The organism is Nocardiopsis akebiae, from assembly GCF_018316795.1.
In the GTDB taxonomy this organism is placed as follows: Bacteria; Actinomycetota; Actinomycetes; order Streptosporangiales; family Streptosporangiaceae; genus Nocardiopsis; species Nocardiopsis dassonvillei.
Map to the genome: position 1 here is coordinate 929577 of NZ_CP074132.1, position 16082 is coordinate 945658.

A 16082-nucleotide genomic window follows, 5' to 3' on the forward strand; every position below is an offset into this window, starting at 1 on the left:
GCCGCGCGGAGGGACGGGTCCGCTCACTCCCCCCGGAACGCGGGGGCCATCGCCGCCTCGAAGCGGTCCACCCACTCTCCCGCGCCGCCCTCCACCCACGGGCAGTCGCTGACGAAGTCGTCCCACTCGTCGGAGTCGAGGCTGACCTCCTCCCGCAGGAAGCGCTCGTCCACGGTCTCGGCCCGCTCTCCCAGCTCGGGGCGCAGCACACTCACCAGCAGTTCGCGCGAGGGCCGCGCGCTCTCGGCCAGCAGGACCGCGTCGTAGAGGTCCTTGCCCTGCGGGTAGGTGTCCGTGTACAGCCACAGCACCTTCCAGGCCAGGGACAGCTCCGCCCCGGCCGCCAGCACGTCCGCCCCCGCCACCGACACCGCCACCGGCGGCTCGGGCAGCGACTCGTTGAACACCACGTCGATCTGCACGGTGCCCGGGGGCAGGCCCCCGGCCCGCCACGGGACGACCACGCGGCGGCCCGGCGCCCGCTCGTAGGTCCAGATGCTCTCCAGCCGCACGCCCTCGGCGTCGAAGGAGATCCCCTGCGCGGACGCCCCGGTGACGGCCCCGACCACGTCCGCGAACATGCGGTCGGCCGGGTCGCCGAACGCGGCGGTCTCGGCCGGGACCACCACGAAGTCCAGGTCCCGGGGGCGCCGGGCGGCGTCGCCCGCCCACACCGGCATGAGCATGCTGCCGCGCAGCACCAGGCCGTCCCGCCACGGCGTGCCCGCGATCGCGCGCAGGGCCAGCTCCATCGCCCGCCGGTTGGCCTCCCACCAGCGAAAGCCCAGGCCGGTGTCGGCGAACACCGGCTCTCCCGCCCGATAGGCGGCGTCCAGGTGCTTGAGCGCGGGGTCGAACACCTTCCCCTGGCTCGCCTCGGGGCCGTCGGTGTTGGGCACGTAGGTGCCGGGCGGGCGCTGCCGGTAGCTGTCCGGCGCGTACTCGCCCGGCGGCACGTCGTCGGCGTCCTCGACCGGGGCGGCGTCCAGCCACCCCGCGTCCACGGACAGGGCGGTGTCGTGGACGACGAACTCCCGCTCCACCGACAGGACCCTGGGCTGCCACCCCGCCTTGTCCTCGAAGGTCACCCCGGCCCTCTCCAGGGCCTTCAACAGCGCGTGTTCGAACCGGGCGGCCTCCCTGTGGCCCACGCGTGAGCACCGCTGGGTGACGAACCGCTCCTGGAAGCCGTCGTCGCGGACCCTGCGCGCGTTGCGCGACAGCCGGGCGCGGTGGGGTTCCACGATCGCGGACAGCGCCGCCAGATCGGCCGACGCCGGGAGCAGGAGTTTGACGTGCGTCTCGAAGTAGCACGACTCCGGCGTCAGCTCGGCCTCCTCCCGGTCCCAGGGGACCCCGGCGGCCCGGCGGGACACCTCCAGCTTGGTGCGGGTGACCGCGAACCCGGCCCCTGACAGCAGGGCCGCCCAACGCTCCGCCACGGCCAGCTCCCGCGCCAGGGTGCTCCCGTCGGAGTGGTAGGTGACCATCGGCTGTGACGGGGACTCGCCACGGTCCAGCTCGATGTGGGTGAACTTGAGCCCGTGCTCGCGCGCCCACTCCGACGCCTCCGCGACGCGCCCGGGGGCGGTCGCGTCCAGGGTCAGGTGGGTCTCGAAGTCACCGGAGAACTCCATCGGGGGCCTTCTTCTGTCTCGGGGGCCTTGCGCCCCGGGGGTACCTCGCCCGTGGGACGTGCGGGACAGCGGTCCGGTTCGGTGCCGCTGCGCCTCTCGGGTCCCAGGAGGAGCACGCATGATTTCGCGGCGTAAGCGAAGTTCAGGAGGGTTCTTGGTTTTTGACAACTTTTGCACCAATCCGGACACACCCCCCGCTACGGATCACCAGAGGCACCCGCCATCGGTAGACGCACCGACCGAACGGAAGGAACCCGTCATGTTCTCCCTCGCCCGCCGGACCGCAGCCCTGGCCGTCGCCTCCCTCGCCGGAGCCGCCCTCTTCCTGGGCTCGGCCGCCCCCGCCGCCGCTGCCGACGGCTCCGGGGGCCTCCTCGGTTCGCTGCTCGGAGACACCAGCCTGATCACCCTGTTCATCGGCAACTACCAGATCAACAACTAGCCCGCGGCCGGGCCGCGGGACGGACGGTGCCCGCGGTCCCCGTGGCCGCTCGGGGCGCGTACGTGCGGTCTCCCACCAGCGAAAACGCACCAGCGCGGCTCCGCACTCGCGGCGCCCCTCCGGGACGCGGCCGCCCACCCGTGCGGACTCGCATCCGCGCACACGGGCACCGACCGCACCCGCGCCCACAGCGCGCCGACCGCACCGCGCCCGCGGCACGGGCGGCACCGCGGTCGGCGCCCCTGGACACACCCGCAGAGTGTGAGCCCACTCGGTGTGATTCAGGTCATCCCGTCCAAACCTCGCATGAGCCACGAATGACACCCAGAACGTGTGACCGGCACACAGGACGTCAACGGGCCGGAATCCCGGGCGGCACAGCGCCCGAAACCGGTGCCACTCCGTAGCCGTCCCGCTGCTTCGCGCGCCGGACCCCACACCCGGCCGCGTCACGCAACACCCCGCACACGGTCGCGTCCGGACCCGCTTCCGCCGGTTCACAGCCGCAACCGGGCCGAGAGCGGACCGGACGCCCGCACCCGTGAGTGCCACGCACAGAAGCCGCCCTCGCGGCGCGAACGGAAGGTAGTCGATGCCGCATCATCAGCCGTCCGCCAGACTCCCCCTGACCGCCGCCCAGAAGGGGCTGTGGTACGCGCAGCAGCTCGACCCGGACAACCCGCTGTACAACATCGCCGAGTACGTCGAACTGCGCGGGGAGCTGGACACCGACCGCTTCGCGGACGCCGTGCGCGGCGCTGTCCTGGAGGCCGAGGCCCTGCACCTGGCCTTCGGTGAGGACGAGGAGGGCCCCTGGCAGCGGGTCGAGTACCCCGAGGACTGGCGCCTGCAAGTGGTGGACCTGCGCGGCGAGGACGACCCCGACGCCGTCGCGCTCGCGTGGATGCGCGAGGACCTGGACAGGCCCCACATGGCGCGGGGCGAGCTCTTCGCCGAGGTGCTGTTCCGGCTCTCCGACGACCGCAACTACTGCTACCAGCGCGTCCACCACCTGCTGCTGGACGGCTACGGCGCGATGCTGGTCCTCGGCCGCATCACCGAGCACTACGACGCCATGACCGAGGGCCGCGACCCGGGACCCTCCCCGTTCGGCTCGCTCCACGACCTGCTCGACGCCGAGGCGGAGTACGGCGACTCCGAGACCGCCCGCGCCGACCGGGAGTTCTGGGCCGGGCGGCTGGCCGAGGACGTCGAGCCCGCGGGACTGGCCGCCGCGCCCGAGCGCATGCCCCGCGCCCTGCACCGCTCCACCGTCCACATCCGCCGCGCCGACGCCGCCGGGGCGGTGGCCGCCGCGCGGTCCGCGGGCACCGGCCTGCACTCCGCCGTGCTCGCCGCCACGGCCGCCTACGTGCACCGCGCCACCGGCGCCGACGAGGTCGTCCTGGGCCTGCCGGTGACCGCGCGCCGCAACGCGCTGGCCCGTTCGGTCCCCTCGATGCTGTCCAACATCGTGCCCCTGCGCGTACGGGTGCGCCCGGAGCAGTCCCTGGAGTCCCTGACCCGCGACGTGGCCCGGGAGGCCCGCCAGGTGCTGCGCCACCAGCGGACCCGCTACGAGGAGATGCGCCGCATCGCCCCCGGCGAGGGGCGGCTGACCGGCCCCTCGGTCAACATCATGCCGGTCGGGCGCGAACTCACCTTCGCCGGACTGCCCGCGACGGCGCACAACCTGGCCATCGGCCCGGTCGAGGACCTGTCCATCGTCGTCCACGGCATCACGGCCGAACGCGACATCCGCGTGGACTTCGACGGCAGCGCCGACCTCTACACCCCGGCCCGGCTGGAGGAGCACCAGCGGCGCTTCCTGCGGATGCTCAACGCCCTCGGCGAGGACCCCGCCACGGCCGTGGGCCGCGTCGACCTGCTGGAGAACGGCGAGCGCGCCGCCCTGCTCGCCGCCGGAACCGGGGAGGTCCGCGACCTGCCCCCGCACACGGTCCTCACCGAGTTCGGCGACCGCGTGCGCAAGGCGCCCGGCGACGCCGCGGTGACCGCCCCGGACGGCCGCCTGACCTTCGCCGACCTCGACGCGCGCAGCGACCGCCTCGCCCGCCACCTGGCCGACCGGGGCGCCGGACGCGGCACCCTGGTGGCCGTGCGGCTGCCGCGCACGACCGACCTGCCGGTCGCGCTGCTCGCCGTGCTCAAGTCGGGCGCTGCCTACCTGCCCCTGGACCCCTCCTACCCGGCCGCACGCCTGGCTGCCATGGCCGCCGACGCCGACCCCGCCCTGACCGTCGCCGTCGGCTCCACCGCCCCCGAGACCGCCTCGGGCAAGGGCACCGTGCTGCTGGACGACCCCGCCACCCGCGCCGAGATCGACGGGCAGCCCGCAGGTCCGCCCGCCGCGGACGGCGTCGCGCCGCCCGGCCCCGACGACCTCGCCTACGTCATCTACACCTCCGGCTCCACCGGCCGCCCCAAGGGCGTGGCCGTCGAGCACCGGTCCCTGCTCAACCTGCTCCTGCACCACCGCGAGCACCTGTTCGGGCCCACCCGCCGGCGCCTGGGCCGCCCGGCCCGCGCCGCCCACACCGCGGGCCTGTCCTTCGACGCCTCCTGGGACCCCGTCCTGTGGATGCTCGACGGCCACCAGGTGCACCTGGTGGCCGACGAGGTCCGCCGCGACCCCGAGGCGCTGGTCGCGCACCTGCGCCGGGAGCGGATCGACGCCGTGGAGACCACGCCCTCCTTCGCCCGGGCGCTGCTGGCCGAGGGGCTGCTCGACGGCGGCCCCTCGGTCCTGGCCCTGGGCGGCGAGGCCGTCGACACCGGACTGTGGCGGACACTGGCCGACGCCCCCGTCCTGGCCCTCAACCTCTACGGGCCCACCGAGACCACGGTCGACAGCATGACCGCGACCGTCACCGGCGCCACCGGCCCCGACCTGGGCGCGCTGGTGGCCAACGGCCGCGGCTACGTCCTCGACGGCGGGCTCGCACCCGCCCCGGACGGCGCCGTGGGCGAGCTCTACCTCGCGGGCGCCAACCTGGCGCGCGGCTACCTCAACCGCCCCGAACTCACCGCCGAGCGGTTCGTCGCCGACCCGTTCGCTGCCGACGGCGGCCGCATGTACCGCACCGGCGACCTCGTGCGGCGCGCACCCGACGGCGCACTGGAGTTCGTCGGCCGCGGCGACGACCAGGTCAAGATCCGCGGCTTCCGGATCGAACCCGGCGAGGTGGCCGCGGTCCTGGAGAGCCACCACGCGGTCGCGCGGGCGGCCGTCGTGGCCGTGTCCGAGGGCGACCGGGCGCGGCTGGTGGGCTACGTCGTGGGCGAACCCGGTCTGGACACCGGCCCGGTGCGCGAGTACGCCGCCGAGCGGCTGCCCGCCCACCAGGTCCCGTCCGCGCTCGTGCGCGTGGACACCCTCCCGCTGACCCCCAGCGGCAAGCTGGACCGCGCGGCGCTGCCCGCCCCCGAGCAGGCGGCCACCGCCTCCCGCCCGCCCGCCACCGAGCGCGAACGCGTCCTGTGCGCGCTGTTCGCCGAGGTCCTGGGCGTGGACGAGGTCGGCGCCGACGACGACTTCTTCGCCCTGGGCGGCCACTCGCTGACCGCCTCCCGGCTGGCCGCGCGCGTGCGCACCGAGCTGGAGGCAGGCGCGCTGTCCATCCGTGACCTGTTCGAGCACCCGACCCCCGCCGGCCTGGCCGCCGTCCTGCGCGAGGGCGACGGGGCGGCCCCGGCCCTGCGGCCGCGCCCCCGCCCCGAGCGGCTGCCGCTGTCGCCCGCCCAGCGGCGGCTGTGGTTCGTCAACCGGATGGACCCGGCCGCGGGCTCCTACAACATCCCCGTCGCCCTGCGCGTGGGCGGCGACCTCGACCCGGACGCGCTCCTGTCCGCGGTGCGCGACGTCGTGGCCCGCCACGAGACCCTGCGCACGCTCTTCCCCGACGACGGGGACGGACCCCTCCAGCAGGTGCTGGCCCCGGACGAGGCGCGCACCGACCTCACCACGGTCCGCTGCACCGAGGAGTCCCTGCCGCGGCTGCTGGCCAACGAGTCCGCCCGCGGCTTCGACCTCACCCTGGACACACCGCTGCGGGTCCGCCTGTTCACGCTCGACTCCGGCGACGCGGTGCTCCTGATGGTCGTGCACCACATCGCGGGCGACGGCTGGTCGCTCGCGCCGCTGGGCCGCGACCTGGCCGAGGCCTACGCCGCCCGGCACGCGGGGGAAACGCCCCGGTTCACGCCCCTGCCGGTGCACTACGCCGACTACACGCTCTGGCAGCACGAACTGCTCGGCGACGAGTCCGACCCCGGCTCCACCGGCGCCCGGCAGCTCGCCTACTGGCGCGACGCCCTGGCGGACGCCCCCGAGGAGGCCCGCCTGCCCTTCGACCGGCCGCGGCCCGCCGAGCCCGAGCGCGGCGCCGGTTCCGTCCCGCTGGAGATCGGACCGGGGCTGCACCGCGCCCTGGCCGACCTCGCCCGCGCCCGCGGCGCCAGCCCCTTCATGGTCCTGCACGCCGGACTCGCCGCGCTGCTCACCCGGCTCGGCGCGGGGGAGGACGTGGTCGTGGGCACCCCCGTGGCCGGACGCGGCGACGGGGCGCTGGACGAACTCGTCGGGTTCTTCGTCAACACCCTGGCCCTGCGCGCCGACACCTCCGGCGACCCGACCTTCACCGACCTGGTGGACCGCGTGCGCGCCGCCGACCTGGCCGCCTTCGCCCACCAGGACGTGCCCTTCGAGCGCGTGGTCGAGGAGGTCAACCCCGCGCGCGCCACGGGCCGCCACCCGCTGTTCCAGACCATGCTCACCCTCCAGAACACCCCCGAGGCCGTCCTCGACCTGCCCGGCTGCACCGTGCGGACCGAGCCGGGCGCCGCACCGGGCGGCGCCAAGTTCGACCTCTCGCTCAGCCTGGGCGAGACGGCCGACGCCGGGATCGGCGGCACCCTGGAGTACAGCGCCGACCTGTTCGACCCCGCCACGGCGGAACTGGTCGCGGACCGCTACGTGCGGCTCCTGACCGCCCTGGTCGCCGACCCCGGCGCCCCCGTCAGCGCCCCCGACCTGCGCACCGCCGACGAGCGGGCCGTGGAACGGGCCGAGGACGAGCGCGCCCGCGGGACCGTCCCCGGCCACACCCTCGTCGACCTGTTCCAGGAGCGGGTCCGCACCGCACCGGAGGCGACCGCGGTCGTCTCCGGGGACGAGCGGGTCCGCTTCGCCGAACTCGACGCCCGGGCCCGGCGCATCGCCGGGGTCCTCGCCGGACGGGGGACCGGCCCCGGCGACGTCGTCGCCGTCGCGCTGCCCCGGTCCGCGCACACGGTCGCCGCCCTGCTCGGCGTCCTCTCCAGCGGCGCGGTCTACCTGCCCGTGGACACCTCCTACCCGCCCGAGCGCGTGGCCGCCCTGCTGGCCGACGCCCGCCCCTCCTGCGTGGTCACCACCCGGCAGGAGCCGGTCGCGCTGCCCGGGGACCTGCCCCGGGTGGCCGTGGACGACCCGTCCCTGTGCGCGCCCAGCGGGGTCCGACCGCGCCCCCCGCGCCCCGACGACACCGCCTACCTCATCTACACCTCCGGCTCCACCGGCCTGCCCAAGGGCGTCGCCGTGGGACACCGGGCGCTGGCCAACCTGTTCCACTCCCACGCCGAGCGCGTGTTCGCACCGGCCGAGCGCGCCGACGGGCGCCCGCTCCGGGTGGCCCACACGGCCGGGGTGGCCTTCGACGCCTCCTGGGACCCGATCCTGTGGATGGTCGCCGGACACGAACTGCACGTGGTCGGCGAGGACGTGCGCCGCGACTCCGCGCTCCTGGCCCGGCGCCTGCGCGCCGACGGGATCGAGGCGGTCGAGGTCACGCCCAGCCACGCCCGCCAGCTCATGGACGCGGGCCTGCTCGCCGACGGCGGCGGCCCCCGGATCGTCGCCCTGGGCGGCGAGGCGGTGCCCCCGGCGCTGTGGCGGGAGCTGCGCGCCACCGAGGGCGTGACCGCCCTCAACCTCTACGGCCCCACCGAGTGCACCGTCGACAGCGTCATGGCCAGCTCCGCCACCGAGGCCGACCCCGTCATCGGCCGCCCGGTGGCCAACACCGGCGCGCGCGTGCTCGACGCGCGCCTGCGGCCCGTGCCGCCCGGCGTCGTCGGCGAGCTGTACCTGTACGGCGCCGGACTGGCGCAGGGGTACCGGGGCAGGGCCGCGCTCACGGCCGAGCGCTTCACGGCCGACCCCGAGGGCGCCGCCGGAGCGCGCATGTACCGCACCGGCGACCTGGTCACCCGCCGCGCCGACGGGGCGCTGCGCTACGTCGGCCGCGCCGACGACCAGGTCAAGATCCGGGGCTTCCGGATCGAACCGGGCGAGACCGAGGGCGTCCTGGCCGCCCACCCCGACGTCGCACAGGCCGCCGTGGTCGCTGCCGGGGCCGGGACCGAGCACGCCCGCCTGCTCGCCTACGCCGTGCCCCGCGAGGGCCGCCGCCTCGACCCCGGTGAGCTGCGCGCCCACCTGTCGGCGCGCCTGCCCGAGCACATGGTGCCCGCCACCGTGACGGAGCTGCCCGCGCTGCCGCTCACCCCGCACGGCAAGCTCGACCGGCGCGCGCTGCCCGACCCCGGCCCCGCCACGGTCCGGGGCCGCCGCCCGCGCACCGGCGACGAGAGCACCCTGTGCTCGCTGTTCGCCGAGACCCTCGGGGTGCCCGAGGTGGACATCGACGACGACTTCTTCGCCCTGGGCGGCCACTCCCTGCTCGCCACCCGCCTGGTGGCGCGCATCCGCTCCGTCCTGGGCGTGGAACTCCAGATCCGGGCCCTGTTCCAGGCGCCCACCGTGGCCAGGCTGGCCACCTTCCTGGACTCGGGCCGCCGCGCGCAGGCGCCGCTGCGCCCCGCCGTGCGCCCGGTCCGCGTCCCGCTCTCGCACGCCCAGCGCAGGCTGTGGTTCCTCAACCGCATGGACCCCGACGCCGCCGACTACAACATCACCATGGCGCTGCGGCTCACCGGCGACGTCGACACCGCCGCGCTGCGCGGCGCGCTCGCCGACCTCACCCGGCGCCACGAGAGCCTGCGCACCGTCTTCCCCGACGACGACGGCGTCCCCCACCAGCTGGTCCTGGACCCCGAGGGGGCCCCGACGCGGCTGGACGTGGTCCCCGTGGACGGGGAGGAGGACCTGCGCGAGCGCCTCGACGCCCTGGCCTCCCAGGGCTTCGACCTGCGGCGGGACCGCCCGCTGCGCGCGCACCTGCTGTCCCGGGGCGCCAACGACCACCTGCTCCTGGTGGTCGTGCACCACATCGCGGGCGACGCGTGGTCGACCGTCCCCCTGGCACGCGACCTGTCCACCGCCTACGCGGCCCGCACCGAGGGCGTCCCGCCGCGCTGGAACCCGCTGCCCGTCCAGTACGCCGACTTCACCCTGTGGCAGGAGGCGCTGCTGGGCTCGGAGGAGGACCCCGACAGCCTGGTCAGCCGCCAGCTCGACTACTGGACCGACCGCCTGGCCGACGCCCCGGGCGAGCTGCGGCTGCCCTCGGACCGGCCCCGGCCGCTGTCCTCGCGCCAGCCCTCGGGCTCGGTGCCCGTCCGCATCGACCGGACCCTGCACCGCAGGCTGCTCGCGCTGGCCCGCTCCTCCTCGGCCAGCCTGTTCATGGTGCTGCACGCCGGACTGGCGGCGCTCTACACCCGGCTGGGCGCGGGCGAGGACGTCGTCATCGGCAGCCCGGTGGCCGGGCGCACCGACGACGCGCTGGACGACCTGGTCGGATTCTTCGTCAACACCCTGGTGCTGCGCACCGACACCTCGGGCAACCCGACCTTCGACGAACTGCTCCGGCGGGTGCGCGACGACGGCCTGGCCGCCTACGCCCACCAGGAGGTGCCCTTCGAGAGGGTCGTGGAACGCCTGCGCCCCGAGCGCGCCCTGGGCCGCCACCCCCTCTTCCAGACCATGCTGGCCCTGCAGAACACCCAGGACGCCACCGTCGAACTGCCCGGCCTGCGCGTCGAGCCGCAGCCGGGCGTGGGCGGCGGCGAGGCCAAGTTCGACCTGCTGTTCACGCTGGGCGAGCGCACCGACCACCTCGGCGCGCCCGACGGCATCGAGGGCACCCTGGAGTACAGCGCCGCCATGTTCGACCCCGCCACCGCGCGGAGCCTGGTCGAACGCCTGGTCCTGCTCCTGGAGAAGGCCACCCAGGACCCCTCGACCGTGCTCGGCCGGCTGGAGGTGCTCACCCCCGCCGAGCGCGAGAGCCTGCTCGGCGGCGGCAGCGGCTGCCGCCGCGCCCTCCCCGCCACCACCCTGGTCGACCTCTTCGACGACCGGGCCGCCGCCTCACCCGGCGACACCGCGCTCGTCCACGGCGGCGAACGGGTGAGCTTCGGAGCGCTGCGCCAGTGGGCCGACCTGCTGGCCCTGGCCCTGCGCGGGCAGGGCATCGGCGCCGGGGACACCGTCGCCGTACTGCTGCCCCGGTCCGCGCGCACCGTCACCGTCCTGCTCGGCGTCCTCAAGAGCGGCGCGGCCTACCTGCCGATCGACACCGGCTACCCCGACGCCCGCGTCGCGCACATGCTCGACGACGCGCGGCCCACCCTGGTGGTCACCGTCTCCGACCTGCTCGACCGCGTGCCCGAGGGCCACCCGGCCCTGGTGCTCGACGGGCCGCTGCCCCGGGTCCCGCTGGTCGGCGAGCGCCGCACCCGGCCGGTCCGCCCGGTCGACGGCTCCGACGTCGCCTACGTCATCTACACCTCCGGCTCCACCGGACGCCCCAAGGGCGTGGAGGTCGAACACCGCTCGCTGGTCAACCTCTACGCCCAGCACCGGGAGGACCTCTTCGCCCCCGCGGCGCGCCAGCGCGGCGGCAGGCTGAGGGTGGCGCACACGGCCGGGGTGGCCTTCGACGCCTCCTGGGACCCCGTCCTGTGGCTCGTCGACGGGCACGAACTCCACATCGTCGACGACGAACTGCGCAAGGACCCCAGGACGATGGTCGCCCACCTGCGCGGGGAGGGCATCGACTCCATCGAGACCACGCCCACCTACGTCCGCCAGCTCATGGCCGAGGGACTGTTCGACGGCGACGGCGGCCCCGGGGTGGTGGCGCTGGGCGGCGAGGCCGTCGACGCCGACCTGTGGCGCGAACTGGGATCGCGGCCCTCGGTGCGCTCCTACAACTTCTACGGTCCCACCGAGTGCACCGTGGACAGCGTCATCGCCGCCGTCGGCGAGCAGCCCGGCCCGGTGATCGGCCGCCCGGTGGCCAACAGCCGGGTCTACGTCCTCGACGGCGGGCTCCAGCCCGTCCCGGCCGGGGCCGTCGGCGAACTGTACATCTCCGGCACCGGCGTGGCCCGCGGCTACCGCAGCCAGCCCGCCCTGACCGGGGCGCGCTTCATCGCCGACCCCTTCTCCGGGGGAGGCGACCGCATGTACCGCACCGGCGACCTCGCGCGCTGGGGCGCCGCAGGAGCACTGGAGTTCCTCGGCCGCGTCGACGACCAGGTCAAGATCCGCGGCTTCCGGATCGAACCCGGGGAGGTCGCCCAGGTCATGGGAGAGCACCCCGACGTCGCCGAGTGCGCGGTCGTCGTGCGCGAGGACCCCGCGACCGGGCGCCAACTGGTCGCCTACGTCGTGGGCCGCGACGGCACGGCGCCGCCCGTGGAACTGCTGCGCGGGCACGCCGCCGCGTCCCTGCCCGACTACATGGTCCCCACCGCCTTCGTGCCGATGACCGCGCTGCCCCTGACGCCCAACGGCAAGCTCGACCGCGCCGCGCTGCCCGAACCCGACTTCGGCGTCGACGAGGTGCGGGGCGTGCCGCGCGGACCCCACGAGGCCGAGGCGTGCGCCCTGTTCGCCGAGGCGCTGGGCCGCCCGACCGTCGGCGTCCACGACAACTTCTTCGAGCTGGGCGGGCACTCCATGCTCGCGCCCGGGCTCGTGGACCGCCTCAGCACCGCGCTGGGCGTCGAGGTCACCGTGCCGATGCTGTTCCGGTTCCCCACGGTGTCCCTGCTGCTGGCCGCCACCGAGGACGGCTCGCCCCGCGACAGCCTCGCCCGCCTGCTGGCCCTGCGGCCCGGCGGATCGCGCCCGCCGCTGTTCTGCGTCCACCCCGCGGGCGGACTGGCCTGGGGGTACGCGGGCCTGCTGCGCCGACTGGACCCCGACCAGCCGGTCTACGGGCTCCAGTCGCCCGCCGTCGAGACCGACCACCCCGCCGGGGCGGCCACCGTCAGCGAGCTGGCCGACGACTACATCGCGCACATCCGCGCCGTCCAGCCGCACGGCCCCTACCACCTGCTCGGGTGGTCCTTCGGCGGCAACATCGCCCACGCGATCTCCTCCCGGCTCCGGGAGCAGGGGGAGCGGGTCGCCGTCCTGGCGATCATGGACGCCTTCCCCGTCGGACAGGAGCGCAACGCCGACTTCGCCGACGACGCGGCGATGTTCACCGCCTACCTCCACGCCCTGGGCTACGCGCCCGAGCCCGGTGAGGCGGACGGGCTGGACGCGGCGGGCGTCCTGGAGGTCCTGCGCCGCGAGCACAACCCGATGGGCGCCCTGGACGAGGACACCGTCAAGCGCCTGGCCGGGGACTTCCTGCACCACGCGGCCCTGCTGCGCGCGGCGGAACCCGGACTCCACGACGGCGACGTGCTGTTCTTCACCGCCACCCGGGGGCGCGGCCCCGACTCGCCCGAGGCGCGGTCGTGGGCGCCGTACGTCACCGGGGGGATCGACGACCGGCCCGTCGACGCCGCGCACTCCCTCATGAACCGCGACGAGGCCCTCGCCGAGATCGGCCCCGCGCTCAGGGAGCGCCTGGACCGGGCGCTCCGGCTGCCCGGCGCCGACCGGCCCACACCTTCCACCATCTGAGAGAGGCACCGATGACCAACCCCTTCGACGCCCAGGACGGCCGCTTCCTCGTGCTCGTCAACGACGAGGGCCAGCACTCGCTGTGGCCGGAGTTCCTCGCGGTACCCGCGGGCTGGGCGGTCCTGCACGGACCCGACGAGCGCCAGGCCTGCCTGGAGTTCATCGAGGAGAACTGGACCGACATGAGACCCCGCCGCGTACGCGACCTGGACCGGGGCTGACACCGATCGACGCGGGCACCCGTCCCCGAACCGCGGGGCGGGCCCGCCCACCACGAGGGAGTGACATGGGCAGCCATCGGCCGCCGCAGGGCCCCATGATCGAGGTCCGGGGACTGACGAAGGCCTTCGGGGCGCACCAGGCGCTCCGCGGCATCGACCTGGATGTGCCGCGCGGCCACGTGCTGGGCCTGCTCGGGCCCAACGGAGCCGGGAAGACCACGACGGTCAGGGCCATCACCACTCTGACCCGGCCCGACTCCGGCACCATCCGGGTGGCCGGGCACGACGCCGTGCGCGACCCGGGCCGGGTGCGCGCCTCCATCGGCCTGTCCGGCCAGTACGCCGCCGTGGACGAGAAGCTCACCGGCCACGAGAACCTGTTCATGGTGGCCATGCTCTACGGCATGGGCCGCGCGGAGTCGCACCGCCGGGCCGACGCCCTGCTGCGCCGCTTCCGCCTGGACGACGTCGCCGACCGCCGCGCGGGCCAGTACTCCGGCGGGATGCGCCGCAGGCTCGACCTCGCCGGGGCCCTGGTGGCCGACCCGCCGGTGGTCGTGCTCGACGAGCCCACGACCGGGCTCGACCCGCGCGGGCGCATGGACACCTGGGCTGTGGTCTCGGAACTGGTCGGGCGGGGCACCAGCGTCCTGCTCACCACCCAGTACCTGGAGGAGGCCGACCAGCTCGCCGACAGCATCGTGGTCATCGACCAGGGCGGCGTCATCGCCCGGGGCACCGCGGACGAGCTCAAGACCCAGGTCGGGGGCGAGCGCCTGGACCTGGTCCTGGAACACGGCGCCGACCTGCCCGAGGCGCGCGGGGTGCTGGCCGCCGCGGGCTCGGGCGAACCCACCGTCGACCCGCAGGCGCGGCGGGCCTCGGTGGCCGTGGCCAACGGCCACAAGACCCTCAGCGACGTGCTGGCCGAACTCGACGCCCGCGGCGTCGGCGTGCTCGACGTGTCCCTGCGCCGCCCCACCCTGGACGACGTCTTCCTCGAACTGACCGGACGCCGCGCCGGGGGAGCCCCGGACGGGGATAGCGGCGGGGGCGGCGGGGACGGCGGCGGGGACCGCGGAGCCGGTGCCCCCCGACCCGAGGAGGCCCTCTCGTGAGCACCGTCCGCGACGGAGGCGTCGTCGCCTGGCGCAACCTGCTCAACGTCCGGCGCACGCCGGGGTCCCTGGTGACCGCGATCGTGCAACCGGTCATCTTCGTGCTGCTGCTCGCCTACGTGTTCGGCGGGAGCCTGGGCGGCGACTCCTACCGCGAGTTCCTCGTCGCGGGAATCTTCGTGCAGACCCTGACCTTCAGCGCCTCGCTCACCGCGATCGGGCTGGCCAACGACCTCCAGAAGGGCCTGATCGACCGCTACCGGTCGCTGCCCATGTCGCGCATGGCCGTCATCCTCGGCCGCACCACCTCCGACCTGGCCGTCAGCGCGCTGTCGGTCGCGGTCATCGTCGCGTGCGGCCTGGCGATCGGCTGGCGGATCAACGGGGGGCTGGCGGACGCGGTGGCGGGGTTCCTGCTGCTGTTCCTGTTCGCCTTCGCGGTGTCGTGGATCGGTGCGGTGATCGGCCTGACCGCGCGCAGCGTCGAGGTGGCCCAGAGCCTGGGGCTGATCTGGCTCTTCCCGGTCACCTTCGTCTCGGGCGCGTTCGTCTCGATCGCCGCCATGCCCGCGCCCCTGAGGACCGTGGCCGAGTGGAACCCGGTGACCGCCGTGGCCACCGCCGTGCGCGGGCTGTTCGACAACCCCGCACCGGAGGGCCTGGCCCCGCCCGCGGGCTGGCCCGCGGACAACGCCGCCCTGTACGCCGTGCTCAGCTCGGTGGCGATCATCGCGGTCTTCGCCCCGGTCGCGCTGGCGCAGTACCGGCGCATCAACCGCCGCTGAGCGCCGGTCCGGGGCCGGGGAAGGGGGTGCGCCTTCGCCGGTCGAGCCGGGGGAGGACGGAAGGGCCGGGGGAGGGACGGTGTCCCGTGTCTCCCCCGGTGGGGGAGCGGCGGTGAGGCGGTGTCCCACGCGGGGAGCGGCGGGCTCGGGCTGGCGAGGGTCGGGCCCAGCCCGTGAGGCGGTGTTCCGCGCGCCCTCGGCGGGGCGGGGGCCGGGGCTCAGCCGGTGGGGAGGCCCGGGCTCGACCGGTGGTGAGGGGCGGGCTCAGCCTGTGGTGCGCGGCCCCAGGCCCTCGAAGAGCACCCCGACCATCTCCGCGAGCTTGGCGTCGACCTCCTCGGGGGAGGACGTGGCCGTGAGCGCGACCAGGCCGTGCATCGCGGCGGACACGGTCATCGTGACGGCCTCCGGGGTGCCGCCCGCGATCTCCCCGGCGGCCTGGGCGTCGAGGATGGGGCGCATCACCCGTTCGAGCAGCCGCCCCACGGCGGCGTACAGCTGCTCGGAGACGTCGGGGTCGTGCTTGCGCGCGTACATGAGGTCGAGCAGCGCGGCGTGCTCCACCGCGAACCCCACGTAGGCCCTGGCCAGGGCGAGGACACGGGTCCGCGCGTCGCCCTCCTCGGGAGCCGCCGCCTCCAGGCGCTCGGTCAGGCGCTCGAAACCGCTGAGCGCGAGCGCGTCCAGCAGCGCCTGCTTGTCCCGGAAGTGGCGGCCCGGCGCCGCGTGGCTGACCCCCGCCGCGCGGGCGATCTCGCGCAGGGACAGCGCGGCCTGCCCACGTTCGGCCAGGGCAAGCTCGGCGTTGGCGAGCAGGACGGCGCGCAGGTCTCCGTGGTGGTAGGGGCGGTCAACCATGGAAACCAGGATAGACGGACGCCCCGGAGGCTCTCGCGGCCGCCGTGGACGGCCCGGTTGCGTCCGGGCACCGGGGACGGTCCGGGGGTGTCGGGGCACCGGGGACGGCCCGGGGGCACCGGGGGCAGCC

Annotated in this window: 7 protein-coding genes; 5 read left to right on the forward strand and 2 right to left on the reverse strand. The window is 75.5% G+C overall.

The features are described from left to right. Positions 1 to 23: 23 nt before the first annotated feature. Positions 24 to 1637, reverse strand: coding sequence for a nucleotidyl transferase AbiEii/AbiGii toxin family protein (locus KGD83_RS04010; protein ID WP_212642579.1), 1614 nt, complete (start codon positions 1635 to 1637; stop codon positions 24 to 26). A 259-nt stretch (positions 1638 to 1896) separates the two neighbouring features. Between KGD83_RS04010 and KGD83_RS04015 the strand changes: the two genes are divergently transcribed. The 5 genes from KGD83_RS04015 (at position 1897) to KGD83_RS04035 (ending at position 15094) form a co-directional block, all read left to right on the forward strand. Beyond that, positions 1897 to 2079: a hypothetical protein gene (locus KGD83_RS04015; protein WP_212642580.1), complete on the forward strand. Its 183-nt coding sequence runs from the start codon at positions 1897 to 1899 to the stop codon at positions 2077 to 2079. Between the two features lie 592 nt (positions 2080 to 2671). Continuing rightward, positions 2672 to 12970, forward strand: a complete 10299-nt coding sequence (locus tag KGD83_RS04020; RefSeq protein WP_212642581.1) for a non-ribosomal peptide synthetase — start codon at positions 2672 to 2674, stop codon at positions 12968 to 12970. An 11-nt stretch (positions 12971 to 12981) separates the two neighbouring features. After that, positions 12982 to 13191 carry an MbtH family protein gene (locus KGD83_RS04025; RefSeq protein WP_017563644.1) on the forward strand — a complete coding sequence of 70 codons (210 nt, stop codon included), beginning with the start codon at positions 12982 to 12984 and terminating at the stop codon, positions 13189 to 13191. Between the two features lie 65 nt (positions 13192 to 13256). After that, positions 13257 to 14309 carry an ATP-binding cassette domain-containing protein gene (locus tag KGD83_RS04030; RefSeq protein ID WP_249352133.1) on the forward strand — a complete coding sequence of 351 codons (1053 nt, stop codon included), beginning with the start codon at positions 13257 to 13259 and terminating at the stop codon, positions 14307 to 14309. Beyond that, positions 14306 to 15094: an ABC transporter permease gene (locus KGD83_RS04035; RefSeq protein WP_212642582.1), complete on the forward strand. Its 789-nt coding sequence runs from the start codon at positions 14306 to 14308 to the stop codon at positions 15092 to 15094. Before KGD83_RS04030 ends, KGD83_RS04035 begins: the two co-directional genes overlap by 4 nt. Positions 15095 to 15358: 264 nt before the next feature. Here the strand turns inward: KGD83_RS04035 and KGD83_RS04040 are convergent, their stop codons facing one another. After that, positions 15359 to 15952, reverse strand: a complete 594-nt coding sequence (locus KGD83_RS04040; RefSeq protein WP_212642583.1) for a TetR/AcrR family transcriptional regulator — start codon at positions 15950 to 15952, stop codon at positions 15359 to 15361. Positions 15953 to 16082 lie beyond the last annotated feature (130 nt).

Coding starts and splice junctions, on each gene's coding strand:
- KGD83_RS04010 (WP_212642579.1), bottom strand. CDS start 1,637: ATGGAGTTCTCCGGTGACTTCGAGACCCACCTGACCCTGGACGCGACC.
- KGD83_RS04015 (WP_212642580.1), top strand. CDS start 1,897: ATGTTCTCCCTCGCCCGCCGGACCGCAGCCCTGGCCGTCGCCTCCCTC.
- KGD83_RS04020 (WP_212642581.1), top strand. CDS start 2,672: ATGCCGCATCATCAGCCGTCCGCCAGACTCCCCCTGACCGCCGCCCAG.
- KGD83_RS04025 (WP_017563644.1), top strand. CDS start 12,982: ATGACCAACCCCTTCGACGCCCAGGACGGCCGCTTCCTCGTGCTCGTC.
- KGD83_RS04030 (WP_249352133.1), top strand. CDS start 13,257: ATGGGCAGCCATCGGCCGCCGCAGGGCCCCATGATCGAGGTCCGGGGA.
- KGD83_RS04040 (WP_212642583.1), bottom strand. CDS start 15,952: ATGGTTGACCGCCCCTACCACCACGGAGACCTGCGCGCCGTCCTGCTC.